This window comes from Alteromonas lipotrueiana, assembly GCF_019249245.1.
Lineage (GTDB): Bacteria > Pseudomonadota > Gammaproteobacteria > Enterobacterales > Alteromonadaceae > Alteromonas > Alteromonas lipotrueiana.
The window spans coordinates 64,846-91,083 of sequence record NZ_JAESDK010000020.1; the positions used below are offsets into that span (position 1 = coordinate 64,846).

Annotated in this window: 28 protein-coding genes; 12 read left to right on the top strand and 16 right to left on the bottom strand. The window is 46.1% G+C overall.

Going from position 1 to position 26,238, the window contains the following annotated elements; all coding sequences use genetic code 11:
• The first annotated feature begins 5 nt into the window (after positions 1–5).
• Positions 6–1,013, top strand: a complete 1,008-nt coding sequence (locus JK130_RS13395; RefSeq protein ID WP_218354832.1) for an isocitrate dehydrogenase — start codon at positions 6–8, stop codon at positions 1,011–1,013.
• Positions 1,014–1,188: 175 nt separating this feature from the next.
• Complete coding sequence (locus JK130_RS13400; protein ID WP_218354833.1) at positions 1,189–1,506, top strand: ComEA family DNA-binding protein; 318 nt, start codon at positions 1,189–1,191, stop codon at positions 1,504–1,506.
• A 61-nt stretch (positions 1,507–1,567) separates the two neighbouring features.
• Here the strand turns inward: JK130_RS13400 and galU are convergent, their stop codons facing one another.
• The 5 genes from galU to wecA all read right to left on the bottom strand — a co-directional run bounded on the left by galU (position 1,568) and on the right by wecA (position 6,789).
• Positions 1,568–2,461 (bottom strand): UTP--glucose-1-phosphate uridylyltransferase GalU, encoded by an 894-nt coding sequence (gene galU / locus JK130_RS13405; RefSeq protein WP_218354834.1) that lies wholly within the window; start codon positions 2,459–2,461, stop codon positions 1,568–1,570.
• Positions 2,462–2,463: 2 nt separating this feature from the next.
• Positions 2,464–3,807, bottom strand: a complete 1,344-nt coding sequence (locus tag JK130_RS13410) for a UDP-glucose dehydrogenase family protein (RefSeq protein ID WP_218354835.1) — start codon at positions 3,805–3,807, stop codon at positions 2,464–2,466.
• A 97-nt stretch (positions 3,808–3,904) separates the two neighbouring features.
• Complete coding sequence (locus JK130_RS13415) at positions 3,905–4,762, bottom strand: glycosyltransferase family 2 protein (protein ID WP_218354836.1); 858 nt, start codon at positions 4,760–4,762, stop codon at positions 3,905–3,907.
• Entirely contained in the window at positions 4,759–5,661 is a 903-nt protein-coding gene (locus JK130_RS13420; protein ID WP_343211003.1) for a glycosyltransferase, read from the bottom strand. The genes JK130_RS13415 and JK130_RS13420 overlap by 4 nt, the downstream gene beginning before the upstream one ends.
• 66 nt (positions 5,662–5,727) lie before the next feature.
• Positions 5,728–6,789 carry a UDP-N-acetylglucosamine--undecaprenyl-phosphate N-acetylglucosaminephosphotransferase gene (gene wecA / locus JK130_RS13425; RefSeq protein WP_218354837.1) on the bottom strand — a complete coding sequence of 354 codons (1,062 nt, stop codon included), beginning with the start codon at positions 6,787–6,789 and terminating at the stop codon, positions 5,728–5,730.
• A gap of 341 nt (positions 6,790–7,130) precedes the next feature.
• Between wecA and JK130_RS13430 the strand changes: the two genes are divergently transcribed.
• The 8 genes from JK130_RS13430 to galE all read left to right on the top strand — a co-directional run bounded on the left by JK130_RS13430 (position 7,131) and on the right by galE (position 15,205).
• On the top strand, positions 7,131–7,517 hold the full coding sequence (locus JK130_RS13430) for a hypothetical protein (RefSeq protein WP_218354838.1): 387 nt from the start codon (positions 7,131–7,133) through the stop codon (positions 7,515–7,517).
• A 29-nt stretch (positions 7,518–7,546) separates the two neighbouring features.
• Positions 7,547–9,388 (top strand): polysaccharide biosynthesis/export family protein, encoded by a 1,842-nt coding sequence (locus JK130_RS13435; RefSeq protein ID WP_425514614.1) that lies wholly within the window; start codon positions 7,547–7,549, stop codon positions 9,386–9,388.
• 2 nt (positions 9,389–9,390) lie between these two features.
• A complete protein-coding gene (locus JK130_RS13440; protein WP_218354840.1) occupies positions 9,391–10,170 on the top strand; it encodes an ABC transporter permease in 780 nt (259 codons plus the stop codon).
• Positions 10,167–10,838 carry an ABC transporter ATP-binding protein gene (locus JK130_RS13445; RefSeq protein WP_218354841.1) on the top strand — a complete coding sequence of 224 codons (672 nt, stop codon included), beginning with the start codon at positions 10,167–10,169 and terminating at the stop codon, positions 10,836–10,838. The genes JK130_RS13440 and JK130_RS13445 overlap by 4 nt, the downstream gene beginning before the upstream one ends.
• 4 nt (positions 10,839–10,842) lie before the next feature.
• Positions 10,843–11,961, top strand: coding sequence for a KpsE/RkpR family capsule polysaccharide export protein (locus JK130_RS13450; protein ID WP_218354842.1), 1,119 nt, complete (start codon positions 10,843–10,845; stop codon positions 11,959–11,961).
• Between the two features lie 347 nt (positions 11,962–12,308).
• Positions 12,309–13,778 (top strand): peptide MFS transporter, encoded by a 1,470-nt coding sequence (locus JK130_RS13455; protein WP_246587809.1) that lies wholly within the window; start codon positions 12,309–12,311, stop codon positions 13,776–13,778.
• 102 nt (positions 13,779–13,880) lie between these two features.
• Positions 13,881–14,189, top strand: coding sequence for a DUF6170 family protein (locus JK130_RS13460; protein ID WP_218354844.1), 309 nt, complete (start codon positions 13,881–13,883; stop codon positions 14,187–14,189).
• A complete protein-coding gene (gene galE / locus JK130_RS13465) occupies positions 14,186–15,205 on the top strand; it encodes a UDP-glucose 4-epimerase GalE (RefSeq protein ID WP_218354845.1) in 1,020 nt (339 codons plus the stop codon). The genes JK130_RS13460 and galE overlap by 4 nt, the downstream gene beginning before the upstream one ends.
• 47 nt (positions 15,206–15,252) lie before the next feature.
• On the opposite strand, the gene JK130_RS13470 is transcribed toward galE, so the two are convergent.
• The 11 genes from JK130_RS13470 to JK130_RS13520 form a co-directional block, all read right to left on the bottom strand.
• Positions 15,253–16,050, bottom strand: a complete 798-nt coding sequence (locus tag JK130_RS13470; protein WP_218354846.1) for an MlaA family lipoprotein — start codon at positions 16,048–16,050, stop codon at positions 15,253–15,255.
• Positions 16,047–17,273, bottom strand: a complete 1,227-nt coding sequence (gene ccmI, locus JK130_RS13475) for a c-type cytochrome biogenesis protein CcmI (RefSeq protein ID WP_218354847.1) — start codon at positions 17,271–17,273, stop codon at positions 16,047–16,049. The genes JK130_RS13470 and ccmI overlap by 4 nt, the downstream gene beginning before the upstream one ends.
• 2 nt (positions 17,274–17,275) lie before the next feature.
• Positions 17,276–17,692, bottom strand: a complete 417-nt coding sequence (locus JK130_RS13480; protein ID WP_218354860.1) for a cytochrome c-type biogenesis protein — start codon at positions 17,690–17,692, stop codon at positions 17,276–17,278.
• A gap of 23 nt (positions 17,693–17,715) precedes the next feature.
• Positions 17,716–18,300 carry a redoxin family protein gene (locus JK130_RS13485; RefSeq protein ID WP_218354848.1) on the bottom strand — a complete coding sequence of 195 codons (585 nt, stop codon included), beginning with the start codon at positions 18,298–18,300 and terminating at the stop codon, positions 17,716–17,718.
• Complete coding sequence (locus tag JK130_RS13490) at positions 18,297–20,294, bottom strand: heme lyase CcmF/NrfE family subunit (protein WP_218354861.1); 1,998 nt, start codon at positions 20,292–20,294, stop codon at positions 18,297–18,299. Before JK130_RS13490 ends, JK130_RS13485 begins: the two co-directional genes overlap by 4 nt.
• The gene (gene ccmE / locus JK130_RS13495) at positions 20,294–20,764 is read right to left on the bottom strand and encodes a cytochrome c maturation protein CcmE (protein WP_218354849.1); all 471 of its coding nucleotides are present in this window, start codon (positions 20,762–20,764) and stop codon (positions 20,294–20,296) included. Before ccmE ends, JK130_RS13490 begins: the two co-directional genes overlap by 1 nt.
• A gap of 3 nt (positions 20,765–20,767) precedes the next feature.
• Positions 20,768–20,980: a heme exporter protein CcmD gene (ccmD, locus tag JK130_RS13500; protein ID WP_218354850.1), complete on the bottom strand. Its 213-nt coding sequence runs from the start codon at positions 20,978–20,980 to the stop codon at positions 20,768–20,770.
• Positions 20,970–21,728 carry a heme ABC transporter permease gene (locus JK130_RS13505; RefSeq protein ID WP_218354851.1) on the bottom strand — a complete coding sequence of 253 codons (759 nt, stop codon included), beginning with the start codon at positions 21,726–21,728 and terminating at the stop codon, positions 20,970–20,972. The genes ccmD and JK130_RS13505 overlap by 11 nt, the downstream gene beginning before the upstream one ends.
• Positions 21,728–22,396 carry a heme exporter protein CcmB gene (ccmB, locus tag JK130_RS13510; protein WP_218354852.1) on the bottom strand — a complete coding sequence of 223 codons (669 nt, stop codon included), beginning with the start codon at positions 22,394–22,396 and terminating at the stop codon, positions 21,728–21,730. Before ccmB ends, JK130_RS13505 begins: the two co-directional genes overlap by 1 nt.
• Complete coding sequence (gene ccmA / locus JK130_RS13515; protein WP_343211005.1) at positions 22,393–22,995, bottom strand: cytochrome c biogenesis heme-transporting ATPase CcmA; 603 nt, start codon at positions 22,993–22,995, stop codon at positions 22,393–22,395. The genes ccmB and ccmA overlap by 4 nt, the downstream gene beginning before the upstream one ends.
• Before the next feature lie 249 nt (positions 22,996–23,244).
• On the bottom strand, positions 23,245–23,451 hold the full coding sequence (locus tag JK130_RS13520; RefSeq protein ID WP_218354854.1) for a DUF2061 domain-containing protein: 207 nt from the start codon (positions 23,449–23,451) through the stop codon (positions 23,245–23,247).
• 376 nt (positions 23,452–23,827) lie between these two features.
• On the opposite strand from JK130_RS13520, the gene fliK reads away from it, so the two are divergent.
• Positions 23,828–25,807, top strand: coding sequence for a flagellar hook-length control protein FliK (gene fliK, locus JK130_RS13525; protein WP_218354855.1), 1,980 nt, complete (start codon positions 23,828–23,830; stop codon positions 25,805–25,807).
• Positions 25,804–26,115, top strand: coding sequence for an EscU/YscU/HrcU family type III secretion system export apparatus switch protein (locus JK130_RS13530; RefSeq protein WP_218354856.1), 312 nt, complete (start codon positions 25,804–25,806; stop codon positions 26,113–26,115). Before fliK ends, JK130_RS13530 begins: the two co-directional genes overlap by 4 nt.
• Positions 26,116–26,238 lie beyond the last annotated feature (123 nt).

Below are 26,238 nucleotides of genomic sequence, written 5' to 3' on the forward strand. Positions count from 1 at the left end.
ACCACATGACTCAGCAACAAATCACAGTCATTCGCGGCGACGGTATCGGTCCGGATATCATTGATGCCACCACAAAAATTTTGGATAAAGTTGGCTGCAACTTTGCTTACGACTATGCTGATGCGGGTCTGGTAGCACTAGAAAACCATGGCGAACTTTTACCTCAGTCTACTCTGGATTTAATCAAGAAAAACAAGGTGGCGCTAAAAGGCCCCCTGACCACACCGGTAGGCGAAGGTTTTACTTCTATTAATGTAAGTTTGCGTAAGCAGTTTAAACTGTATGCAAATATACGTCCGGTATTGTCTTTGAAAGGCACCAAAGCCCGTTACGAAGACATTGATATTATTACAGTTCGTGAAAATACTCAGGGTATGTATTCTGGTCTGGGCCAGGTTGTTTCAGAAGATGGCACCGAAGCTGAAGCCATGAGTAAAATTACTCGTGACGGCGCCGAGCAAATTGTAACATTTGCTTATGAACTGGCCCGACGCGAAGGCCGCAAAAAAGTAACGGCTGTTCACAAAGCCAACATCTTAAAATCAACCTCAGGTTTGTTTTTGAAAGTAGCACGAGAAGTGGGTGAGCGTTACCCTGACATCGAAAGCACTGAAATGATTGTTGATAATACCTGCATGCAGTTGGTTATGAATCCGCATCAGTTTGACGTAATTGTAACGACCAATCTGTTTGGTGACATTATCTCTGATCTTTGTGCGGGTCTGGTTGGCGGTTTGGGCATGGCGCCAGGTGCTAACATTGGACACGATTGTGCTATCTTTGAAGCCGTACACGGTTCTGCACCTGATATTGCAGGCAAAAACCTGGCTAACCCTACCTCGGTTATCCTGGCCTCAATTCAAATGCTTGAATACCTGAATATGGGCGACAAAGCTGAAAAAATTCGGTCTGCTTTAAAAGAGGTTATTGAATCTGGCGATCGGACCACTCGTGACCTTGGCGGTCAGCACGGTACTACTGAATTCACTGATGCGGTATTAGAGCGTCTGTAGCCATTTAATATTTGGCTACGCCTGATTTTTGAGCAAAAGCACCTTCGGGTGCTTTTTTTGTGCCTATGACAACCCTGAACTTTATCTGACCTTTAGCTCAGCAGACTATCCACGGTTTTCAATTGTATTCTTATCTGGCAATTCAGCACCTACTATACAGATACGGAAAAAAACAATGATGAAACCAATTCAACAACGTTGCTTAATGATGCTTTCGCTTATAATGATGGCATTCACCTTTAGCCCGGTTCATGCCCAAAGCAGTGACATAACAAAGACACTGGCCCAGCCGGCCCCCTTCGATCTTAACACTGCTTCTGTTGAGCAGCTTACACAATTACCCGGTATTGGCCCACGCAAAGCGCAGTCTATTGTAGATTATCGAACTGAAATGGGTGGGTTTATAGAAGTTACCCAACTTACCGAGGTAAAAGGCATTGGTGAGAAAATGCTTAAAAAGGTACAGCACCGGTTATTTGTCGACGAGCAATAATCCGACTGACCATTAAAAAAGGCTCCATCAGGAGCCCTTTCATAGTGCTTTACGCTAAAGTCTACAACTTTAACGAGGCCAGATACTGTTTAAACTCGTCACCCAAATCGGGATGACGCATTGCATATTCAACATTGGCTTTCATATAGCCCAGTTTGCTACCGCAATCGTGGCTGGTACCTTTCATGCAGTACGCATCAACCTGTTCAATACGCATAAGTGAATCGATGGCATCAGTAAGCTGCACTTCGCCACCCGCACCCGGAGGCGTATGCTCTAGCAAATCCCAGATTTTTTCTGATAATACATAGCGGCCTACGATGGCTAAGTCAGAAGGTGCGTCGGCCAGTGACGGCTTTTCGACCATTTTATGAATTTTAGCCGAATCACCGCCCTCAACACTTTCGCCATCTAAATCGGCAATACCGAATTTAGTGACTTCTTCCTGAGGAACTTGTTCTACCATGACCTGACTAACCCGGCTGGTATTAAATTTAGCTACCATATCGGCCAGATTGTCTTTTCCAGAATCACTTGTTACGTCGTCTATTAGTACATCAGGCAATACTACTGCAAAAGGTGAATCACCCACCAGCGGGTGCGCACATAAGATAGCATGACCTAAGCCGGCAGCATGACCCTGACGCACATGCATAATTGTCACATCTTTGGGGCAGATTGACTGAACTTCTTCAAGAAGCTGTCTTTTAACCCGTTTTTCCAGTGTGGCTTCAAGTTCAAAAGAGGTATCGAAATGGTTTTCAATGCTGTTTTTACTGGCATGCGTGACCAGGATTATTTCTTTAATTCCAGCTGCCACACATTCGTTAACTACGTATTGAATTAACGGCTTGTCGACCACGGGTAACATTTCTTTTGGAATGGCTTTGGTTGCCGGGAGCATTCTTGTACCAAGACCGGCTACTGGAATAACCGCTTTTTTTACCTGACTCATAGTTACTGATTTCCTTTTACTGATAATCCGCGCCCAATGGCATAATATTGAAGGCCATAATCAGCCATTCGCTTAGGTTCAAAAAGATTACGGCCATCGAAAATTAATGGATTGCTCAACTTTGATTTAATAAGTTCAAAATCCGGTGCTCTGAACACTTGCCATTCAGTACAAATAACCAAAAAGTCTGCCTGATTTAACGCGGACTCTTTAGTTCCCATAAGGCGTAAATCATCACGATCACCATAGATACGCTGGGTTTCTTCCATAGCTTCGGGATCGTAGGCTTGTACAACAGCACCCGCCTCCCAAAGTTTTTCCATTAAAACACGACTTGACGCTTCACGCATATCATCGGTATTGGGTTTAAACGATAACCCCCACAACGCAACTGTCTTGCCTTTCACATCATTATTAAAATGCTCCATGATGTATCCGAACAATTTTTCTTTTTGCTGGTAGTTAACCGCTTCAACTGATTCCAGCACACGCGCGGTATAGCCTGCTTTATTAGCACTTTTGACCAATGCCTGAACATCTTTTGGAAAACACGATCCGCCGTAGCCACAACCAGGATAGATAAACTGATAGCCGATTCGTGGATCTGAGCCAATTCCGTGTCTGACTTGTTCAATATCAGCACCAAATAATTCGGCCAGATTAGCGATTTCGTTCATAAAGCTGATTTTTGTCGCCAGCATGCAGTTAGCCGCATACTTGGTAAGCTCTGCACTGCGAATATCCATCGTAATCACTTTATTGTGATTGCGATTAAACGGCGAATACAGCTCACGTAATTTGTCTTCTGCCGTTTTGCTATCGACACCAAGAATAATTCGGTCCGGGCGCATGCAATCTTTAACTGCTGCCCCTTCTTTCAAAAATTCAGGGTTGGACACCACATCAAAACTCAATGGTTTATTCGCACTGGCCAGTGTTTCTGCAACACGCGCTTTTACTTTATCAGCAGTACCCACCGGTACTGTTGATTTATTAATAATGATTTTGTGACTCTGCATGTGCTGGGCAATAGTCTGGGCGACTGTCAGTACATACTTAAGGTCGGCAGAGCCGTCTTCATCGGGCGGAGTGCCTACGGCGATAAAGATAAGATCGCCATGCTCTACCCCAGCTTTTGCATCTGTGGTAAATACCAGACGGCCTGATTCATAATTGCTGGTTACCAATGGTGTCAGACCGGGCTCGTAGATAGGGATACTGCCTTTCTCGAGATTATCTACTTTGGCCTGGTCAACATCAACACAAACTACCTCGTGACCCACTTCTGCCAGTACAGCAGCTTGCACTAACCCTACATATCCAATACCAAAAACTGTAACTTTCACAATACTTCCTTTAACACGACTGTTTTGTAATTTTCACTGAACGAAAAGATATCCGGCATTGTGTTTTCTTTAAATACACTGCAACGGATTCGGTGCATTAATCAAGCTTACCTGTTCGCCCCAAAAGCCCATCTTTAATACCACGGCGAATAAAGTCACCGCGGAGTTTACCTTCTGGAAAAAACCAACGATTTACTATCCAGCGAACAGGCAAAGCCAGTAAATGACGACACTTCCAATAAATTGGAACATGCTGTCGACGGGAAAGGATTAGCACATTACGCACCTGGTAATAAAGTCTTACTGGTGCACCGCGCTTAAAGTTCAGTCCAAACACACGGTGTCTTGCATCGCCCTGTCGATGCCGCATTTCCACGCTACTGGCTTTCAACACCTGAAAGCCTAAACTCCGTGCTCGCCAACACCATTCATGATCTACGCCATCTATAAAAAGATGACTGTCTTTTTTACCAACCTTTTGATAAGCATAGATATTTAATATCATCCCAGAAGCGATAATTTGTTTTACATTCTCTAGTCTGTCGCAAATGGGTTGCGAACGGTGCAAGCGAGGCTGTACTGGCTTGTTAATAAATTCGCACACAATTTGGGGGCCCATACACGCCACATTCGAAAACCGGGTTAACGCGTATTTATAAGTTTCATACAAATTTTGTAAAAAAGGCAACGACAACTGGCTGTCCTGATCTAAAATCAAAACGGCTTCCATATTAGCGCGGTCCAGCGCCTCAATACCCATATTCTGGGCTTCGGCTATCCCTACATTAGACGGACAATGAATATATTCAGGCCAGTCGGCATCATAATATTCAAGTTTTTCAGGAGAGTTATCAACCAATACCACCGGCCACCCGATGGCTTTCAATGCCATCAGCATTGAGCTCAGATGTGCTTCGTTGGGATGATACAAAATTATGACGGCGCCGACTTTCAATGTCTTATCAATTTCTCTAGTAATACACGATCCAGTTTATAGGCTAACTTTATCATTTGAGCTGGCATAAGTCGTAATAATAATACCGCGACCGCATAGGTTATATTAAACAGAGTAAATCGCCGTAAGCGCCGCATAGCTAAAAAGCGTGCTTTAAATTCGTTTAACGATTTACTTAAACCTCGGCGTTTATAAAAGTCGTTAACCCGACGAAACTCTAAAAGCCGCTCACGTAAATTTCTGAACTCATACCCTGCAGCCGCCAATTCTATCCACAGAAAATAGTCCTGAGTATTCATCAACTGGCTATCATAACGATGACCTTGCTCAAATACCTCAGAACGAATCATAACTGTGGGATGATTAAGCGTACATCGGCGGGGAAGCATGCGAACTATTACGCTATTTGACGCGGGCATGACCCGTGAACCGACCTGACGGCCCGATTCGTCAATCTCGGTTAACGCCGTGCCTAAAATAGCAACTTTAGAATGCAGCTTTAAGAAGTGATGTTGTTTTTCCAGACGTTCAGGGTGACAAATATCATCGGCATCCATACGCGCAAAAAACTGGTAGTGCGGACGCGATAACATCCAGTCAATAGCCTGATTCATACAGGCCGCCAGCCCTTCATTGTGTTCGTTCTGAGCAACGATGACACGCTCGTCCTGATCGGCGAACTTAAGTAAAAGAGACGTTTTCGACGCAGCAACAGGACCATTGATAGCAATAAGTAGCGCAAAATTTTTGAAGCTTTGCGCTAATACGCTTTCAATTGCCTGTGACAGCCATGCTTCTGAATCATTCTCATAGGTTGTCAATGCCACCAACACCGGCTGCACCGAAGACTTACGAGGCTCTACAATAAACTGTAATAAAGAAGCGGGTTTAACTGACACTGGATTCCACAAATTCTACAAAAACAACAATTCTACCTGACACCGCTATTAGATGACAAAGAAGATTCAGGCAACACGCTGTTTGAACTTACGAATTAAACGCCAGATATTCTGAATAATATAACTGTAAACCGTTAATAAAGCGATAAAGCCCCAGAACATGGCCCAGTCAGGCACCGAAAAGACTTCGCCCAGCACGCCCACAGTGCAATACAAGCTGCCTAATCCCAGTATGGCTATTAACGCCTGGTTAGAGCTTAACCCAGCACGCATAAAGATATTATGCAGATGCTTACGATCAGGACGTAAAACCGACTGACCTTTTCTGGCCCGACGATACATAATAGCGGCCATATCCATCAGCGGTAAACCAATCAGCCATACCGCTGTTATAGGCCTGAAGGCGGCTTCACTACCCTGTGCGTGATCAACAAGCAACCAGACTATCGTTAAGCCTACAAACATACTGCCTGCATCACCCATAAAGATTTTGTTACCTTTAAACCCTTTCCAGCTTAAATTAAACGCTAAAAAAGGCACAATGGCGGCAGCTATAATCAGCGGTTCCATAATAGCGCCGCCGTGGCCGGTAGCCACTAACAGACCTACCACAAACAACAAAACCACCAGGCTCATACCGCCGGCGAGTCCGTCAATGCCATCGATCATATTAAACGCATTAATAACCCCCACTACACAAACTATAGTGAAGAAGTAGCCGGCAAGGCCCAGGTCGATATACCCAAACCCAAAAATATTGCCCAGTGACGTAATGTAGTTTTGAGCGCTCCAGGCCATAATAGCCGCTACACCAAACTGGCACATTAGCCGGCCTTTAGCGCTTAACTCAAATCTGTCGTCTAGCATTCCTAACAGTACAATAAATGCTGAAGCGGTAAAGAACAGTGGATTGTTTTTCATCCATACATCGGTGACCACACTGGCCACCAACACCGCCATAAATATCGCCACACCACCGGTTAAGGGCACCATGCCGTGATGACGTTTACGCAAACTTGGCTGGTCTACCAAACCAAACTGATGGGCAAGCGGCGTCATCACCACCAATAAAATCAGGGCGACAAAAAACGCAGTAAATAGAGGAACCAGTTGAAGATAATCGAACATTCTATGAAAAATCCATTATCAACGGGCGCCCGAAACTGTCACTGAAAGTGATTAAAGCGGAAAACATTATTCATCCTTTAACAACGATAGCGTTGTTTTCTTCAGAGCTCATTGTTATAAGCGCACAAATAAAGAGAGCAGGCTCTGGTCGAAATATAATAATAAACATTCGCCAAACTGACTACCCCCAACGTTCAATAATTTGTGATCTACGTGTAAATAGTTAACTATTTGGTCAACTATGCAAAGTACGTACATCAAACTATGCTTCGACCACGTGAAATACCCATATTCTGTGGTATGCTGTCTGCCAATTTTCTATAGGACGATTAGCAAAGTTCATGTCAGTAAAAAGCGACATTCTACGACCTGCCTGTATTGCATTTGTCAGCCTGCTTGCCGGTTGCGCCTCGGCGCCCGGGCCAGTAGTAGCAGATATACCGTTAGTTCATGCGAACTACGCTGCCGCTATGCAGGGGCAAGCAATAATTGCGCCGGGAGTAAAAATAGAAGAAGGAAATACCCTTGTTATAGACGAACAGCGCTGGCGCATTGGTCAGGGTTATCATTCTGCTGCCAATCAGTTTTGTCATGAGATAACCCCGGTATCTTCCTCTGTTACTTTTCAGCATTCGGGCACTCGCTCGTTGTTATGCAATAACAATAGCCAGTGGCTTCGCTATTCCACTGTATTGCAGCATTCATCATCGTCGGCAACAGGACTGTAATCATGAGTTTGGTACGACTAACAGCCTTTATGGGGCTAATTATTGTATTGGCCGCAATGCAGCTGTGCCAGCCGGTTCAGGCACAGTCATTAAGCGACTTACAGCAACTTAGAGAACAGGCCCAGCAGGGCCAGAACGGTCAGGGCCAGGGTAATGGTGCTGTGGGCGCAGCCGCCTCGCAGTCAGGCGCCGGTGTAGGTTCGGTAAAACCCTTTGAACTCAGTACCTCTCGCACTATTCAGGGCATGAACGCCGGGCAGCAATCCACCGGTCAATATTACAATAGCAGTCGTGGTGGACGCACCCTACCGGGCGAGCCCACCGTGGATACGGTCTACCCTAAACAAATGGCTATGGAAAACCCACCCTACGCAGCCAATTTGTTTATTGGTGGTTTTGAGTCTGAACGTGCAGATGGCTTAAACGACAATTACCTGGTGGCGCAGGGCGATAAAATCTCAATCTGGCTTTGGGGCGCGGTTAATTTTGCCGATGTGGTCACCGTGGATAATCAGGGCAATATCTTTATTCCTAACATTGGCCCGATTCAGGTAGCTAATACTCCGGCCAGCGCAGTCAACAGTAAGGTCACCGCCAAAATAAAACAAATCTATACCAATGATGTCAGCGTGTATGTCAACTTGCTTACATCCACCCCGGTTTCGGTATATATAACCGGCCCTGTATTGCGCCCGGGTCAGTACGCAGGTCAGGCCTCTGACAGCTTACTTTATTTTTTAAAGCGCGCGGGGGGCATAGACTTTCAGCGTGGAAGCTTTCGAAAAATAGACGTTCAGCGTGACGGTAAAACCCTCGCCACCGCCGATTTATATGAGTTTTTGCGAGAAGGTCAGCTGCCAGAGGTTTCATTTAAAGACGGTGATGTATTAGTCGTTCGTCCTATCGGCGCCACCGTAGTCGTGCAAACAGGGGCCAGAAACAGCTTCACATTTGAGTTTAAAAAAGAAGAGTTAAAAGGTGAAGTACTGACACATTACGCCACCCCCCGAAACTTTATAAATCATGTGTCGGTGGCGGGTGTGCGCGACGGACAACAGTTTTCCCGGTATGTGAAGCTGAAGAATTTTGCTGATTTTATGCTGCAGGCCGGAGATACCGTAGAGTTTGTCGATGACCATGAACAACTGGTCTATCGAATCAATATACAGGGAAGCCATACCGGGCCGTCTCAGGTGATGGTCGATAAAGGCACTCGGTTAAAAGATGTACTGAATTACATCAAGGTAAATCCCGATTTGTCTGACACACAAAATATTTATTTGCTGCGTGAAAGTGTTGCTCAAAAGCAAAAAGAGATAATTGACCGGTCATTGCAACAACTAGAACGCAGCGTGTATACAGCGCCAATCAGTTCCAGTGGTGAAGGTGCTATTCGGGTGCAGGAAGCTCAGTTGGTCTCTGACTTTATTACGCGGGCCCGAGAGGTAGAGCCGCTGGGTAAAGTGGTGGTGTCTGAAAATCAACAGGTTGCAAATGTATTACTGGAACCTAACGACACCATTGTTGTGCCGGCCATCACTGATCTGGTGCAAGTTGGTGGCGAAGTTATGCTCCCTCAGGCAGTGGTATTCAATCCTGATGCTACCGCAGCAGATTACATTGCTTGGGCAGGCGGCTTTACCCAACGCGCTGACGACGAACGAATTCTTGTCATTCGTAAAAACGGAATTGTTGAATTTGACCAGATTGAAGGCAGCCGAATTACGCGCAAAGAAGGCAGCGTGAACTTACGTCCTGGCGACCAGGTTATTGTACTTCCGGCCACCGATGTTAAATCGCTACAAGCAGTGAAAGATATCACCCAAATTATTTACCAAATTGCTGTTGCTGCGAACGTAGCCTTAGATTAACTATGCTTTCATTTTCAGATCAGCTAGCGGCATGGCGAAGAGTCATCTTCGCTTTGCTGCTGCGCGAGCTTCAAAGTAAGTTTAACGATAAGCTCGGCCTAGGCTGGGCTTTCTTTGAGCCTTTCCTGTTCATCTTTGCATTATCTTTTGCCCGTAGCTTCATATCTGGCTCTGAAGTGCATTCTATGCCTATTCTTATTTTTATGATGGTAGGTATGGTGGCAATTCAGTCATTCATGGCAAGTCTGGGTGCCGTTGCCGGGTCGATAAAAAAGAACAAACCCTTGTACGCATTCCGACAGGTTCAGCCTATTGCGGCATTTGTAACCTCTTTATTTTTAGAGTGCGCCATAAAGCTCGGCGCAATTTCGTTACTTTCGTTGACAATTTACCTGCTACAGATTGATGTTCAATTTGAGAACCCACTTCTGTTAATTAGCTTATATGCGTTAATGTGGACCTTTTTAGGGTCTGTCGGGTTACTGTTTGGAATCATTACGTCCTACGTCCCTGAGATAAATAAAATAAAAAACCTTTTCACCCGACCTATGTTTTTTATTTCGTGTGTATTTTTTAGTTTGCAGGATGTTCCCGAAAAGTACTGGCCGTACCTAAACTGGAACCCGATGGTGCATTTTATTGAGCTATCGCGATATGCGCTTTACCCTTCTTATGGGCATAACGGGGTAAGTATTGAGTACGCAGCAAGTATTACTATTTTAATTTTGTTTTTCAGCCTGGCGCTTTACCACCATACCTGGAAGCGGGTACTTTCACGATGATTGAAATTCGAAACTTAACCAAAAGCTATCCTAGTAAGCTTGGCCCTCAGTATATCTTTAAAAACCTGAACTTCACGTTTCCTACCGAGCGTAATGTGGCAATTTTGGGCAAAAACGGGGCCGGTAAATCTACCCTATTTCGGCTGCTGGCCAAAAGCGAATATCCCGATCGTGGCCAAATACTTACCAATCGCGCTATGTCCTGGCCCGTGGCATTGCAAACGGGCATTCACCCGCATATGACGGGGCGTGAAAATACCCGGTTTATTGGTCGTATTAATAATGTTCGATCTTTAAAGAATTATGAGCATCGGGTTCAGAAGTTTGCCGAGCTCGAGAAGAAATTTGATCTGCCGGTTCGCAATTACTCATCAGGAATGCGAGCCAAACTTGTGTTTGCCTGCTGCATGAATATTGATTTTGATATTTATCTGATAGACGAAGCGACCTCAGTAGGCGATCCACTGTTTCGAAAAAAAGCCAAAGAAACGCTGAAAGAAAAAAGCAAAACCAGCGGTGTGATTATGGTAAGCCATGAACTTGACCAGGTGCGAGAATATTGCAGCTCGGTTGTCCTTATTGAAGATGGCAAATTAACCTATTACGAAGACCTTGAAGAAGGTATCTCGGTTTACACCAACCAGCCGAAAAAAGAAAAAGGTAAATAACGCTGTGCTAAAAAAGACCCAACAAAAACTAAAGCTTTTGACCAAACATGTCGGGCGCGCATTTCTTGGGGCCTGGATAATTTACGCCTTATATCTGATTTTACTGGCTTCACCCCAATACGAAAGCCAAAGCCAGCTAATCATTAAGAAGTCTGATGGGGGCAGCGCGTTTGACGCTTCATCGCTACTTATGTCTTCGGTAACCGATGCGCCCTTGTCAACTGACAGCGTGTTAGTTGAAGCCTTTATTAAATCCCAGGATATGTATCGGTTTCTTATCGAGAATCATGGCATGAACGAACACTTTCAAACCGACGAAGCCGATATTTTTAGTCGGCTATCGACCGGGGCCACCACCGAGGATAAGTACCAGTATTATCTTGACCATATAGATGTCACCGTAGACTCAAGCTCAGCGGTTATTACCTTACAGACCAAGGCCTTTAGTGCAGCCTATGCCAACACGCTGAATACGGCCATTATCAAGCATGCAGAAGATTTTATTAATAACATCAATAATCAGTTGGCTAAATCAAAGCTGAAATTTGCAAAAAGCGAACATGATATTGTTGAGCAGAAACTGCAGTCTTCAAAGCAGGATTTATTAGAGTTTCAGTCAAAATATAATGTGCTTGACCCAACCGCTGAGGGTGCTGCGTCGCAGCAAATTGCATTTTCGTTAGAGGCTACGCTAGCGCAAAAACGAGCAGAGTTACAAACTATGTCGGGGATGATGTCTGACATTGCACCTGAAATGCGTAACCTGAAACGCCAGATAAAAGCCTTGCAAGAGTCGGTTGAGCAACAAAAAAGTCAACTGAACACTGCCAACATCGGCGACTCAAGCGATGTCACTATGACTCAGCTGATGGCCCAGTACAGCGATATGCAAATTCAGCTTCAACTGGCTATCCAAGCTTACTCATCGTCGTTAATGACATTAGAAAATACCCGGGTTGAGACCTATCAAAAGCTTCAGCACCTGATTACAGTAGAGCGTCCCACATTGCCCGAGAGCAATAAATACCCGCAAATTATCTACAATTTGGTGTTGTTTGGGGTAATTTTGTGTCTCATTTATGCTGTGGGTCGAATTATTGTCGCCACAATTAAAGAGCTGTAAGCGTTTGTCAACGAATCTTACATTGCCCCTACCCTGCTATGTTTGGCAAGGCGCAATGTAAGATTGGTACGCTGGTTTGTTAACACAATACACATCAAATTTATTGCTTATGTCAGCAGTCGCACGCTCTGCAGCAGTTGCAGCATCAGTCTTTTAACCTTTTCTTTACTTGTGTATTCTAAGCGCCTCTAGTATAACGACGGTACCTGCGGGTACATCTCAGTCACGTAAACAGACGCAGTGCTGTCTACTTCTATACCGAACTTACAAATAAAATAATACGGAATTTGATTGTGACCACAAAAACATCCAACGACGCGAGTTTCTTCGGCCATCCAGGGGGGCTGATGACATTGTTCTTCACAGAAATGTGGGAACGTATGAGCTACTACGGTATGCGTGCCCTGTTAGTTCTTTTTATGACCGCCTCGCTACAAGAAGAAGGCTTAGCATTCACCGTGGCTTCGGCCACCGCTATTTATGGTTTATACACTGGTGCGGTGTATTTTATGGGTCTGCCAGGTGGGTGGATTGCAGATCGGCTGATTGGAAGTCAGCAAGCAGTTTGGTACGGCGGCATCATTATTATGTGCGGCCATATTGTATTGGCCATACCCAGTCACAGTACGTTCTTTATCGGACTTATTCTGGTGGTTCTTGGCACGGGTCTTCTTAAACCCAACATCAGTGCCATGGTTGGCGGCCTGTATGCTGACAATGATAACCGTCGCGACAGTGGCTTTACCATATACTATATGGGCATTAATATTGGCTCGTTAATTGGTTACGGGGTATGTGGCTGGTTGGCGCCCAATATGGGTTATCACTGGGCGTTTGGGGCAGCTGCCGTAGGTATGGCAATTGGTTTGATACAGTACCGGGCTACCCGAGACAGATTACATGATGTAGGTGATGGTCCTGCTGGCGAACTGACTCCTGCCATTCGTAAAAGTGGCTGGACCGGTATTACCCTATTTTTACTTGTTTTAATCGGTGTAACCGCCGCAACGACAATGGGTATTTTAGTTATTGACCCCGTTGCACTGGCTAAGTATGTGGCAATAGCATTTACCGCTATCTTCTTGATTTATTTCTTCGGTATTTTCTTCTTTGGTAATTTAAACAGTCCAGAGAAAAAGCGTATGGGCGCTTTGTTTTTAATTTGTGTTGCCTCAGCCTGTTTCTGGGCGGGCTTTGAACAGGCTGGCTCTTCGCTTAACCTGTTTGGCCGGGATTATACCGACCGTATGATTGGCGCTTTTTCAATTCCGCCAGCCTGGTTTCAGTCAGCAAATTCTATTTTCATTATAATCTTGTCACCCTTCTTTGCTGCGCTATGGGTAAATTTAGGTAAGCGTATGATGGACCCCTCTTATGGTGCTAAATGCGCAATTGGTCTTATTATTATGGCCACGGGCTTTATTGTCATGTTTTTTGCTGCTCAGTTGGCTGCCAGCGGTCTGAAAGTTGCGCCTTATTGGTTAATTACTACGTACTTTTTGCACACCGTAGGCGAACTCTGCTTAAGCCCGGTTGCACTTAGCGCCGTAAGTAAATTGTCACCGCGTCGGTTTGCCGGCCAGATGATGGGGGTTTTTGTACTGACCTATTCTATCGGTAACGTTATTGCCGGCCTGTTGGCGGGTAACTTCAATCCTGATCGCTTAGACACAATGCCTGATTTGTATATGCAAATTAGCTTGTTCAGTATTGCCATTGGTATTGTCGTATTGTTGCTGTCGTTGAAAACACGCTATTGGGAAGCCCTAGCAGACCATAAATCAGAAGACCAACCAAAACCGTCAACGGTTCAATAATCAGAAGGTGCTAAAGGGCTTAGCCTTTTAACCTTGGAGACAATCTTTTACAATGCAAAGCCGTCACACTACTGTGACGGCTTTTTTTATGGCAGATTGATTATGGCACTGTATTTTTCTACCCGTAATATCCCCGGTCTACAAGCCCGGCCGTTACCAGAGCGAATGGCACTGCTTGAAGCTGCTGGAAAACGTATGACAGTCCCTGAAAAAACGCTATTAAACGTGTTGAAGCTATTAATTATTGTTCCGGTATTTGCCCTGGTACTGCGTACCGCCACAGATTGGACCTCATTGCTCTGGGCTTTTCTTATTTTTTTACTGTACCCTTTACTGGTAAAGCCATTACAGTATTCAATCTGTGCCAAACATTTACGTTTGCCTGACACCACATCTGAGGAGAAACAATGAAAACAATTCTGGTTACCGGTGGAGCGGGTTATATCGGCAGTCATACAACCCTGCAGTTACTTGAGCAGAATTTTAATGTTGTTGTACTTGATAACCTGGTAAATGCCAGTGCCGAGTCTTTGCGGCGGGTAGAAGCGCTAAGCAAAAAGTCGGTCACTTTTATCGAAGGTGATATTCGCGACGATGCGGTTCTGGATACACTTTTCACCCAGCATAATATCGATGCAGTTATTCACTTTGCCGGCCTCAAAGCGGTAGGTGAGTCAGTTCAAAAGCCGTTGTCTTATTATGAAAACAATGTGTACGGCACACTAAGTCTGTGTAACGCTATGCACAAGCACAATATTAAAAATTTGGTGTTTAGTTCATCTGCTACTGTCTACGGAGACCCGGCTGCCCTGCCTTTGCACGAGAAAATGGCCACAGGCGAACCGACGAATCCTTATGGAATGTCAAAGTTAATGGTCGAAAAAATGCTGACCGACCTGCAGCGCTCTGACAATAGCTGGAATATCGTGATCTTGCGTTATTTTAATCCGGTAGGCGCGCATTCATCTGGCCAAATTGGTGAAGACCCAAACGGAATACCTAACAACCTTATGCCTTTTATTGCTCAGGTTGCGACTGGCAAACTGGCTCAGCTATCCGTATTTGGTGATGATTACGATACCAAAGATGGCACAGGCGTTCGCGATTATATCCACGTTGAAGATTTGGCCAACGGCCATCTTAAAGCATTGGACAGAATTTCACTGAATATGGGGTTAGATATTTATAACCTGGGCACGGGTCAGGGTTATTCGGTACTTGAAATGATTCGGGCGTTTGAAAAAACCTCTGACAAAACGATAAATTATAAAGTTGTTGCGCGTCGTGAAGGTGATATTGCCGCCTGTTACGCCGACCCCACGTTAGCCGCCAAAGAATTAAACTGGCATGCCGAAAAAGGTCTGGAGGATATGTGTCAGGATAGTTGGAACTGGCAATCCAATAACCCGAATGGATATGCTAAGTAAGTTATGCAGGCTTCCGTTTTAGCGGAAGCCTGAACCAATCTTATAAACTACTCGGTATCACCCTCAAGCAGTGCTTCAAAATCTTCAAAGTCTTCCTGTTCTTGTTCAACATCTACCGCATCTTCACCGACTTTTCCGTCAGTAACACGAAATTTCAGGTTCTGAAAATACGCATTTTTTACAAATGAGTACTGGTCAAACGATTGCTCTAACTGTTGTTCTTGTTCAATAAGAGCGGCCCGCGCTTCAAGCAATGATACAACGGCACTGGCAATACTAAAATTAGAACTTAATACCGTCATAGGGTAATAATAACCATCGGCTACGCGCCCTGTGAAACTGCGAGGATCAGAAGGACCTAACACCGGCAACATCAGAAACGGACCGGTTTCAACTCCCCACACGGCCAGTACTTCACCAAAGTTTTCACGTTGACGCTCAACCCCGATTTTACTTGCCACATCAACTGTACCCAATAAGCCTACGGTAGAGTTAATCAAAAAGCGCGCCAGACTATCCATACCTTCGTCAAAATCGCCTTGCAGCATGTTATTTAAAAAGTTTGCGGGCTCTTCTAAATTGTTAGCGGCGTTTAGCAGCCCGGTACGGGCAAATTGCGGGGTTACCGTGGTATAACCTACTGTAATGGGACGAATAAAATACGCATCTATTACTTCCCAGTTTAAGTCCCAGAGCTTACGGTTCACCGACTCGAAGGGGTCGCGGGGATCTGAAATATTCGCGCTGGTTTGAGCTTGTTCAGCCGAATTATTTGACGCGCAACCGGCCAAAATGCCACAGGACAACAGCAAGCTGAAGCACAAGGCATGTTTAATTTTGTTCACTTAAGTTCCTTATCAATCTTAATGGCGTGCTGAGTAAGACGCCCCTGTTCTAAATCAAAAAAAATGGTTCCCTGCAAATCGCCCGCAGAGGGCATCACATCCTGATCAGCTGAGATACGCGCAACTAACTTTACCTGTTTAAGATGTGCCAGGGTAAAGTCGGGTATCATCGCATCATTGATACCAAGGGTAATGGTGATCGGAAACCGGGACAATGGTTGTTTTACGACAGCAGCGGGCATCCGGTTTTTTTCATTTTTTTGTTGTGCAAATACAAGTAGATAGCCGTCTTCAGGCAGCCCCTTCTGGCGTAAATTTTCAGCAAGCATGACGGTGACTTCAAGGGCAGTTTGAGACGAAGGTGAACTTTGACCGCCCAACTCTACAATCCGTTGCTCTAAACTGCGCCGCATCTCGCTATCGGGGGGAAGTTGCGATTTTATCCGGGCAAAGTAGCGTTCGGTGGCAGCTAAATCACCAAGCTGAGCCGAGGCAACCGCTGCCATAAGTACATATTTTACATCTTCAGGCTGACGAGATAGCCAACTTTCTAACACCTCTTTGGCTAATATAACCTGATCGCGCTCACCGGTCCCCATAAGCAGTTGAGCATAACCCGATGCCACGGTGTCGGTTTGCGGTGCCAGTTGATAAGCTTTTGCCATAGCCTCTAACGCCTGAGCGCTGCGATTAAGAGACGCCTGCATACGGGCTAAAAACATCCAACCTTTAGCATCGTCGGGTTGTTCATACAATCGTTGGCGTATAGCCAGAGCAAGCTGGGCGATATCTTTATCAGTAATAGCCTGAGCCGCTCCTTTTTGTAATTTTTCAGACAATGCAGGCAAAGCTTCAATAGCCTGCTGGCTTTGCTTTAGCTGGGCAAGCTGATTAACCTGATAATACGTTACTGAGCCTACCACCACAGCCAGCAAGGCACCTGCAATTATCCACCAATAAGCGGGGCCAGAACGACTTTCGGCGCTGCTTCGATGTTCATCAACCATTGCCAGTTTTAATTCATCGCGTGCCTGACGAAGATCCTGCTCGCTCATCATCCCCTGCTCGGCCTCGGCGTCTAATTCGGCTAAGCGCTCTTTCACCAACTTAACATTGGCTCCGGGCTGACTTTTAGACACCGGACGTCGCCCAAACCAGGGCAACGCCACCAGTATCACCAATAACGTTAGCAATGCCGTAGCGGCTATATGAAACCAGGACATCGCTATTCCTTATCCTGCTTCAATAGGCGTTCAGCCTCTTTCAGTTGCTCGGCCATATCTTCTGGGGGCGCGGGTTTTCCGCGTTTTAAAACCATCAGTAGCCCTCCTATTGCAAATACCACAGGCAACACCCACAACCAAATAGTAGCAACAGTAATGGGCGGCTCATAGTAAACAAAGTCACCATAGCGGGCTTTCATGTAATCAATGATTTGCGCCTGTGACTGGCCTTCGCGGGTGAGCTGATACACCTTGCGGCGCATATCTTTGGCTATCATGGCATCAGAGTCGGCAATATTCTGGTTTTGACACATTGGACAGCGCAGTGTGGTGGTAAGCTGATTAAACTGTTGCCGCTGAGTGGCATCATCAAACTCGTAGTTATTTTGCGCAGCGTAACCCCATGCACTAAAACCCATAAGCACCAAAACCCAAAGCAACCTCACGGCTTTTGTTCCTGCTGTAAGCGACTATACACAGGCTCAATTTTGTTACGCCACACCCGCTCATTAATATCCCCGATATGATGCAATCTGACCACTCCTTGAGCATCAATCAAAAAATGTTCTGGGGCGCCGGTCACTCCTAAGTCTAACGACAAGTCCCGGTAGGTATCGTAAATATTAAATTGATAGGGGTTACCAAATTGCTGAAGCATATCTTTTGCTTCCTGACGTACCTGAGCAAGCACTTTACCACCAAAATCCGGGTCAATATCCTGATCAAAATACAATCCTACAAAGCGTATCCCTTCAGACTCACGCAATTGCGTCAGGTAGGGCAGCTCGACCGCGCAGGTTATACACCACACGCCCCAAACATTTAAAATAGTAACTTCGCCTTTTAATGAGCCGGGGGTGTAGATTGTCTCTGGATTCATTAAATCGGGTAACGAAAAAGCCGGAACCGTTTTACCCGTGGCTTGCGAGTCAAGCTCCCGGGGGTCTGAAAACAATCCCTGATATAAAAATCCGACCCCGCCTATAAATACCAGCAAGGGCAGCACCACTAACCAAACTTTTTTCATAACGCCTCTGCTGTTTTGTTTGAAGAGCCTGCCGCACGGGACTTTTGGCGGTGGTCCCTGTTTAGCCGGTAACGACGATCGCTAACGGCCAATAGCCCAGCAATAGCCATAATGCCGCCGCCGCCCCATATCCAGATTACAAAAGGTTTGATGTAAATACGTACCGCCCAGGCCTCACCGTTTAACGGTTCGCCAAGCGCAACAAAAATATCCCGGGTCAGGCCTGTATCAATCGCGGCTTCTGTCATTGGCATTTTTTGTACAAGATATAAGCGTTTCTCAGGAAACAATACCGCAACTTCCTGCTCATCCCGAGTTACCGTAAACTGCCCTACATCCGCATTATAATTTGGCCCTGCGTATGTAGTGTGACTATCAAATTGTATTTGGTAAGCTCCTACGCGTACCTGTTCGCCAGGACTCATGCGAACATCACGCTCAAGCTCGTAGTTACTCACCAGGGTAATACCGATAAGTGAGACGGCAAAGCCAAGATGTCCCAATACCATAGCCCAGTGACTACGGGTTAACATTGATAATCGTTGTCTTGTACCCAGTTGCTGCGGCAAACTGTCTAGTCGCTGCATAACTTCCATCACCGTACAAATTACAATCCAAAACGCCAGCACCAGCCCCAGTATTGCCATATAAGCGGGCTGAGAGTACGAAAAAAACACCAGCAACGCAGCACTAATACTCAGCCCAAAGGCAAACAGCATTTGTTTAGTTAGTGCGCTTACAGGCTGACTTTTCCAACGCACCAGCGGACCAATACCTAACATAAATACAAACGGCACAATTAAATACACAAACATTTTATTGAAAAATGGTGCACCAATAGAGATAGAACCCAGGCCAATTTCTTTGTGAATAAGCGGCAGTAATGTTCCAAGCAACACTACAATGGTCGCGGCACATAAAAACAGATTGTTACCCATTAATAATACTTCGCGGGAAAACATCTGGTAGCGAGCCACACTTTTTAATGTACTGGCTCTAAAGGCGTATAATACCAGAGCTGCACCGCTTAAAATGACTAAGATAGCCAGTATGAACAACCCGCGGGTCGGGTCGCTGGCAAATGAATGCACCGATACAATGACACCAGAGCGCACCAGAAAGGTTCCCAGTAAACTTAATGAGAATGCCGATATTGCCAGCAAAACTGTCCATGAGCGAAACAATTTACGTTTTTCAGTTACCGCCAGCGAGTGCATAAGTGCGGTTCCCACCAGCCACGGCATAAACGAAGCATTTTCAACCGGATCCCAGAACCACCAGCCGCCCCATCCCAGCTCATAATAAGCCCACCAGCTACCCAGACAAATGCCTACGGTTAAAAATGACCAGGCAGCAATAACCCAGGGACGCGACCAGCGTGCCCAGGTTGAATCTAACCGGCCTGATATGAGTGCCGCGACCGCAAAAGCAAAGGCGACCGCAAAACCCACGTAGCCCATATAGAGCATAGGCGGATGAATAATCATTCCAAAATCTTGTAAAAGCGGATTTAGATCGCGCCCGTCGACTGGAAAAAAAGGCAACATGCTTTCAAACGGGTTCGACGTTAAAAGCATAAAAAGATAAAAACCGATAGCTACCATTCCCAATACAGCCAGTACTCGGGCCACCATTTCTGCAGGTACACTGCGGCTAAATATTGCGACCGCGACACTCCACAGGCTAAGCATTAATACCCACAACAAAAACGAACCTTCGTGTCCGCCCCACACCGCAGTCAACTTATATTGCAAGGGAAGGCGGCTGTTTGAATGCTGCGCCACATAGGCCACCGAAAAATCATCGGTGGCAAACGCATACGACAAACAGACAAACGCGATTAGAGTAAAAATAAACATACCCGCGGCCAGCGGCCGAGCCGAAGCAATAAGTGCTGAATGCCCTTTTGCTGCCCCTGCCATCGGATAAACCGCCAGCAATATCGCACACACCAGCGCCAGAACAAGCGCGATATTGCCTATTTCTGGCGCTATCATAAGGCATCATCCAACGACGCTGGCTTTTGATGCTTAATGCCCTTCATTTTTTCAGCCAGTTCAGGCGGCATGTATTCTTCGTCATGCTTGGCCAGCACTTCATGGGCCTGGATATGGTTGGGGCTGGTTAAAACTCCGGTAGCTACAATACCCTGTCCTTCACGAAACAAATCAGGCAATATGCCCTGATAAGAGATGCTTACTTTGGGCCCGGTATCGATAAGCGAAAATGTAACTTGTAGTGAATCGGGATCGCGGGTCACCGAGCCTGGCACCACCAGCCCGCCAATACGTAAGCGCTGTCCAACTTGCGGCGTTTTTCCTTGTTTTCCTTCAATGATTTCAGAGGGCGTATAAAACAAATCTATGTTGTCGTTCAGAGCAAATAACATCAGACCTACCGCAGCACTGAGTAACCCCCCAATGCTCAGTATTACAATTAACCGTTGTTTTCGTCTTGGATTCACCCATTACTCCTGAGCCGACTGGCCATTTTGTCGCGCCTTTTGGATGCGCACCTGTCGCTGCTGATTTTTAGAAATTGTCTTTAACAGGTTTCGGCGTTCGGCTTTAGCGGCAATAACCAATAGCCCCATGACCAAGAAACTGACCCCGAAAGACAGCCATACATAAAAGCCATAACCCCCCATCGCAATTAAACTGCTTAGTGAATCAAACTGCATTCTGGTTTTCTCTGCGATCGTGTAAAAGTGCGCTGACCCAGGGGCGATGTTGTTCGCGACGTAGTATTTCATTGTTAAGTCGCATACAGGTTAAGGCGGCAATAAACATCATCATACCTGCAATATTCATTAGCAAAGGCCACAGCATTTCGGTGGCAATTGATGGTTTATCAAACTTGGTAATGGTGGCGCCCTGGTGCAGTGTGTTCCACCATTGGACTGAAAAATGAATCACCGGAATATTAACTACCCCCACCAGAGCCATGATACCTGCAGCTTTGCCTGCTTGCTGTTTGTCGTCAAAGGCGCTGTAGAGGGCAATAACGCCGCAATATAAAAAAAGTAAAATCAGTTCTGAAGTTAGACGGGCATCCCATACCCACCAGGCGCCCCACATGGGTTTGCCCCAGGCCGCGCCGGTAAACAAGGCAATAAAGGTCATTACTGCGCCTACAGGCGCCATGGCTATCATCGCCATAAAAGCAGTGCGCCATTGCCATACAATGCCCACTAACGCGGCTACCGCCATCGCTACATACGTGCTCATACTTAGCATGGCAGCTGGCACATGAATATAAATGATACGAAATGAGTCGCCCTGCTGATAATCAGCGGGCGTAAAAAGCAGTCCCCACAGTGTGCCCGGCACTAACAGCAACACGCAGATACCCGCAAACCAGGGAGTCAGGCGCTGACTAAGACTGTACGCAGCTTGTGTTTTTGCATAAGGATGTAACCACTTAAACATCAGTGCTGACTCACTTTTAATGCATAGGCAGTAGCAAAAGGCGCCAGAGCCAACGCGCACAGCAGCATAGCGCCGATAATGGCAAGCTGGGGTGCATAAGATAAATGTAGTGCTGCTGACTCTACCGCAGAGGTAGCAAAAATCAATAAAGGAATGAACACCGGGACCATGAGCAATAACGGCAACAGTGCACCTTTTTGTACACCTACCGTTAACCCCATAGCAATGGCCCCTACCAAAGATAACAAGGGAGTGCCCAGCAATAACGATAAAAACAGAGCCAGGTACATCGGCATCGACAAGTGTAAAAACAACGCCAACAACGGCGATAAAATTAACAATGGCAAAAAGCAAACCAGCCAGTGAACCACCGACTTAAGTGCCACAATCTGAAAAACCGGCACTCCACTTAACAACAGTTGCTCAAGCGAACCATCAAGATAATCTTGTTTAAATAAGCGCTCCATGCCGAGTAACGCTGTCAATATCGCGGCCACCCATATCACGCCCGGCCCAATACGTTGTAAAGTTTCGGGAGCCGGTCCCACTGCAATAGGAAACAATGTCACAACTATCAGTAGAAACAGTAACGGCTGCGCTAATTCGCCTTTTTGATTAAATGCTATCGCAAGATCACGCTGCAAAACACCTTTTATCAACTGGCTCACAAGCGGTACTCCAAATCAAAATACTGCAACTTAGCTGAAGATGTTAATGGCTGGTGCGAGGTTAAAATGACCGCCCCGCCGCCATCAATAAATTGGTTAATATGTTGTTCGACAAGAGCGATACCTGCGGTATCCAATGCCGTAAAGGGTTCATCAAGAATCCAAAGCCTGGCTGGTTTAAGCCACAATCGTGCTAATGCTACCCGCCGCTGCTGACCTGCTGACAAAAATTTAACAGGCAAGTCTTCAAGGCCTACCAGCCCCAGCCTGGTTAACAGGTCATACAAAAGCGCTTCGCTACATGGAGCCTGATGCAAATGCGCCCAATACTGTAGATTTTCGAGCGCACTTAAGCTCGCCGTCAGCCCGCTTTTATGGCCCAGATACACCAGTTCTTTGAAGTAAGTCGTATCGAGTGCCCGACTATTCCACAATACCTGGCCTTGCTCAGCTTGACTTAAGCCAGCAATAATACGAAGTAAGCTGGTTTTACCGGCGCCATTAGGACCGCGCAGGTGAATTAACTGTCCTGTTGAAATTTGCAGCGATAGGTTCTCAAACAAAATGCGGTCACGTTTGCTACATGACACATTCTGCACAACTAATTCCGGCAAGAAAGCGCTTCCGTTCTCGTTACTTAGCAATGGTTAGACGCAGTTTACCACACAAAAAAATCTGCGCGAGTATTGCACAATAACCGCTTGCAGGTTTGAGTCAGCCGCCTGTTAAGTAAAAGAATATCTGTAGCAGAAAGGAAAGGAAGGAAAGGAAAGTAAGCAGCTCTGCGCTAAAACACAGAGCTTAATAACAATACAAATAACTGAGGTAGGCAATCGGGTTATGCGCTGCTAGGGCGTCAATGCTCCTGCGGCTACCGATGCCGATGATGATTCTAATCTGTTCCAGAATTTTTCGTGAAAATAGAATGCTACAGTGTTGATTGCTGGCTCTACTAAGGCCAGTAATCCACCGATTAATAAACTACCGGTAAGTAAATAGGCGACCGTAAAGGCCACCGAGAAGTGCATAACAGCAAAGGTAATGGTTTTTTTCATGTTGGCTTCCACCCACTCATATTTGATAATGATAATTATTATCATTTAAGTGCGAAAAAACCAATCTTTTTTTATAATCTATCTAATCGCTTCTGTGACGTTGTTCTGTTTTATACTGATTTAAATATCCTATAATCAGTCTGAGGAAGCCTGTAGAGATATTCTGCTTCAAGCCAGAGGGCGGCTTTTAGCGCTATTTTGGTGAGGATGATGACACAAGAAATTTAACCAGTTACACCGCCACACCCTGCTTGGCTTATCAGATTGATGGTGGGTAACTACTTGTGACTCTTGGTACTCACTACTTTATCAGACATTATCGAACAAAAACTTATTTGAGGCTAAAGTTGCGTCAGCCGCGTACCGATAAGCTACTATGACCGCATCGACTATTCCACCTACCCGCGTAGGGCAACCTTTAGCAGGTGGGGCGACTACTACCAGTAGTGACGCTACTGCTCTGCCTGTTGCACAACAACCTGCGAATGCACAGGTGCAGCTTGCGCCCAATAATGAAATTCGTATTCAGGTGGCTGAATTAAAATCTCAGATCACCATTGCTTTATCCACACTATCTATCCCAGCAAGTGCTAATGCAACTAAAATAGATACGTTAGCAGGCCCGGTGGTGATATCGCGAATCAGCGATAGTCAGGCATTAATTTCTTCGATAAAAGCCCACAATGTATCGGTGGTGTTGGCTGCCACTGAAAAAAGTCAGGTGTTAGGCGAATTAAGCCGGGCGTTATCTTCGGTGCGCGCCCCGGCTCTACAGATGCCGGTCACGGTGGTGTCAACCACGCCGGGCCAGGTCACTATTAATGCCGCCACTTTGGCCCGACCGGTTACTTTGCCTATTCCGGTCAACGCTGACATACACCCCGGCCCGGATAAACTGACACGTCATACCCAATCAGGTCACTGGTCACTAAACAGTACCGACCTTTCGACACCGTTGCCTCAATCGACCAAAGCGTCAATCTCAAGAGCTCTAGCGGCACACGCGTTAAAGTCTCCGGGCCTGGTATTTGAAAACTTACCACCCAATACGGTTAAACAGCTCACAACACAGCTTCCAAAGCTTACGGCCTCACTGGCTCAGCCCCAGGTGGGCTTGTCTTTTAATGGGTCGCAGTTTTCTGCTACTACGGCGGTTTGGCAACCAAGCGTAAAGCTTCTGGCTAATACAGATATATTTAAAGGTTTTTTGCCTAACGCCCCGACCAAAGTGCCCGCGCTTCCTGAGCTTCGGATTGGCCCCGCTGCGCTAACCGAACGCCCCCCTACGCTTAGTGTTACAGATGCTTCGCTATCCGCGCTACCAAAAGCTGTACTACCTTCTGATGCTGTGCTCAATTCGCTACCGGGAAACCAAGCTCAGCATGCACTATTGCAGCAGCAAATTCCGCAACTGGCTCGTAAATTGTTGGCCGATACCGGTTCGACCCATCAGGCTCTGTCACAATTGCTTGGTCTGTTAAAAGGGGTCAGTCCAAGCAGTCCCGAGTCGGCAGACGTGCTGGCAAAAATTACAGCCCAGTTGTCAGATGAAGCGTTGCTTTCTAAGCCAGCAATAGTACCGGGCGCGAGCACCGATACTGCGCCAGCTAAGCCTTCACCCTTTATTGCCCAATTACAGGCTCTTTTTGCAGCAACCACCCTGCCGGTGACACCGACCACACTGCAATCCTCTACTCCGCCATCCAACTTTGTTGCTGCATTGGTAAGCTTATTGCAAATTTCTTTTGGTGCTAAAGCGATGTCACGGGCCGATTCCACCGCCAAAGTTGCGCTACAACAAAACATTGCAAATAATAGTATTACAAGTAACACCGGCCCCACCGGCGCGGCGCTGCGTGCCGGTTTTGATGTCAATAGTCAGGACAAACAGGGGCAGCTCACCACTGCACTTAAAACCCTGTTGGTAAACCATCAGGCTACCAAACTCACCAATGCCGAGGTGCGATTGCAGGGGCAAGAACAATTTTATTTTATTTTGCCTTTTGCAAGTCAGGGTCGTCAGGCTCCAGAGGTTCTGATTAGCCGGGACTCTGAAGATAAGTCTCAGAAAACTAAAGAAGATGCCCAAAATAAGCAATGGCAACTTACTATGAAACTCGACATTGGAGAACAGGGCGAGCTGTTGGCAAAATCTAAAATAACCCACAATACCGTGTCGATAAATTTGTATACTTCGACCAGCGCATTACTTACCCGAGTCACCGATACTTTGCCTTTTTTATTGCGAAAGCTGGAAAGCCTTGGGTTAGAAATTGAAAAAAGTTCGGTGCAACGCGGTAAAATTCCGACACATTTAGCCGAGCGGCCCTATCAACTATTTGAAACCAAAGTATGACTGATAAAGTTAAGCGAGCCATTGGGCTAAAATATGCAAATCAGGGCGACAAACAAGCACCCACGGTGGTGGCCAAAGGTCATGGCGATATGGCCGAGGCTATTATAGAACTGGCCAAAGAGTCAGGCGTGCTAGTGCATGAAGATCCGTATCTGAGCGAAATACTGACTCAACTGGACCTCGGCCAGGAAATACCAGAAACCTTGTACTATGTTATCGCAGAACTTATCGCATATTCTTATGTATTACAGGGCAAGACACCTGCAGGCTGGGAAAAGGTAAGTGAAAGGCTCAATCAGATTGTCTGATTCACTGAGGGTTGTTACTGTATGCCGTAAGCGGTGTATTGGCTGAGAGAGTGTAAAAATATCTGTGTAAATGGCATTCTTATCAACTCCTTAGAAGGATATCGGAATGCCAATATCAGACAA

Coding starts and splice junctions, on each gene's coding strand:
- JK130_RS13395 (WP_218354832.1), top strand. CDS start 6: ATGACTCAGCAACAAATCACAGTCATTCGCGGCGACGGTATCGGTCCG.
- JK130_RS13400 (WP_218354833.1), top strand. CDS start 1,189: ATGATGAAACCAATTCAACAACGTTGCTTAATGATGCTTTCGCTTATA.
- galU (WP_218354834.1), bottom strand. CDS start 2,461: ATGAGTCAGGTAAAAAAAGCGGTTATTCCAGTAGCCGGTCTTGGTACA.
- wecA (WP_218354837.1), bottom strand. CDS start 6,789: ATGTTCGATTATCTTCAACTGGTTCCTCTATTTACTGCGTTTTTTGTC.
- JK130_RS13430 (WP_218354838.1), top strand. CDS start 7,131: ATGTCAGTAAAAAGCGACATTCTACGACCTGCCTGTATTGCATTTGTC.
- JK130_RS13435 (WP_425514614.1), top strand. CDS start 7,547: ATGGGGCTAATTATTGTATTGGCCGCAATGCAGCTGTGCCAGCCGGTT.
- JK130_RS13440 (WP_218354840.1), top strand. CDS start 9,391: ATGCTTTCATTTTCAGATCAGCTAGCGGCATGGCGAAGAGTCATCTTC.
- JK130_RS13445 (WP_218354841.1), top strand. CDS start 10,167: ATGATTGAAATTCGAAACTTAACCAAAAGCTATCCTAGTAAGCTTGGC.
- JK130_RS13455 (WP_246587809.1), top strand. CDS start 12,309: ATGACATTGTTCTTCACAGAAATGTGGGAACGTATGAGCTACTACGGT.
- JK130_RS13460 (WP_218354844.1), top strand. CDS start 13,881: ATGGCACTGTATTTTTCTACCCGTAATATCCCCGGTCTACAAGCCCGG.
- galE (WP_218354845.1), top strand. CDS start 14,186: ATGAAAACAATTCTGGTTACCGGTGGAGCGGGTTATATCGGCAGTCAT.
- ccmI (WP_218354847.1), bottom strand. CDS start 17,273: ATGTCCTGGTTTCATATAGCCGCTACGGCATTGCTAACGTTATTGGTG.
- JK130_RS13480 (WP_218354860.1), bottom strand. CDS start 17,692: ATGGGTTTTAGTGCATGGGGTTACGCTGCGCAAAATAACTACGAGTTT.
- JK130_RS13485 (WP_218354848.1), bottom strand. CDS start 18,300: ATGAAAAAAGTTTGGTTAGTGGTGCTGCCCTTGCTGGTATTTATAGGC.
- ccmD (WP_218354850.1), bottom strand. CDS start 20,980: ATGCAGTTTGATTCACTAAGCAGTTTAATTGCGATGGGGGGTTATGGC.
- JK130_RS13505 (WP_218354851.1), bottom strand. CDS start 21,728: ATGTTTAAGTGGTTACATCCTTATGCAAAAACACAAGCTGCGTACAGT.
- JK130_RS13520 (WP_218354854.1), bottom strand. CDS start 23,451: ATGAAAAAAACCATTACCTTTGCTGTTATGCACTTCTCGGTGGCCTTT.
- fliK (WP_218354855.1), top strand. CDS start 23,828: ATGACCGCATCGACTATTCCACCTACCCGCGTAGGGCAACCTTTAGCA.
- JK130_RS13530 (WP_218354856.1), top strand. CDS start 25,804: ATGACTGATAAAGTTAAGCGAGCCATTGGGCTAAAATATGCAAATCAG.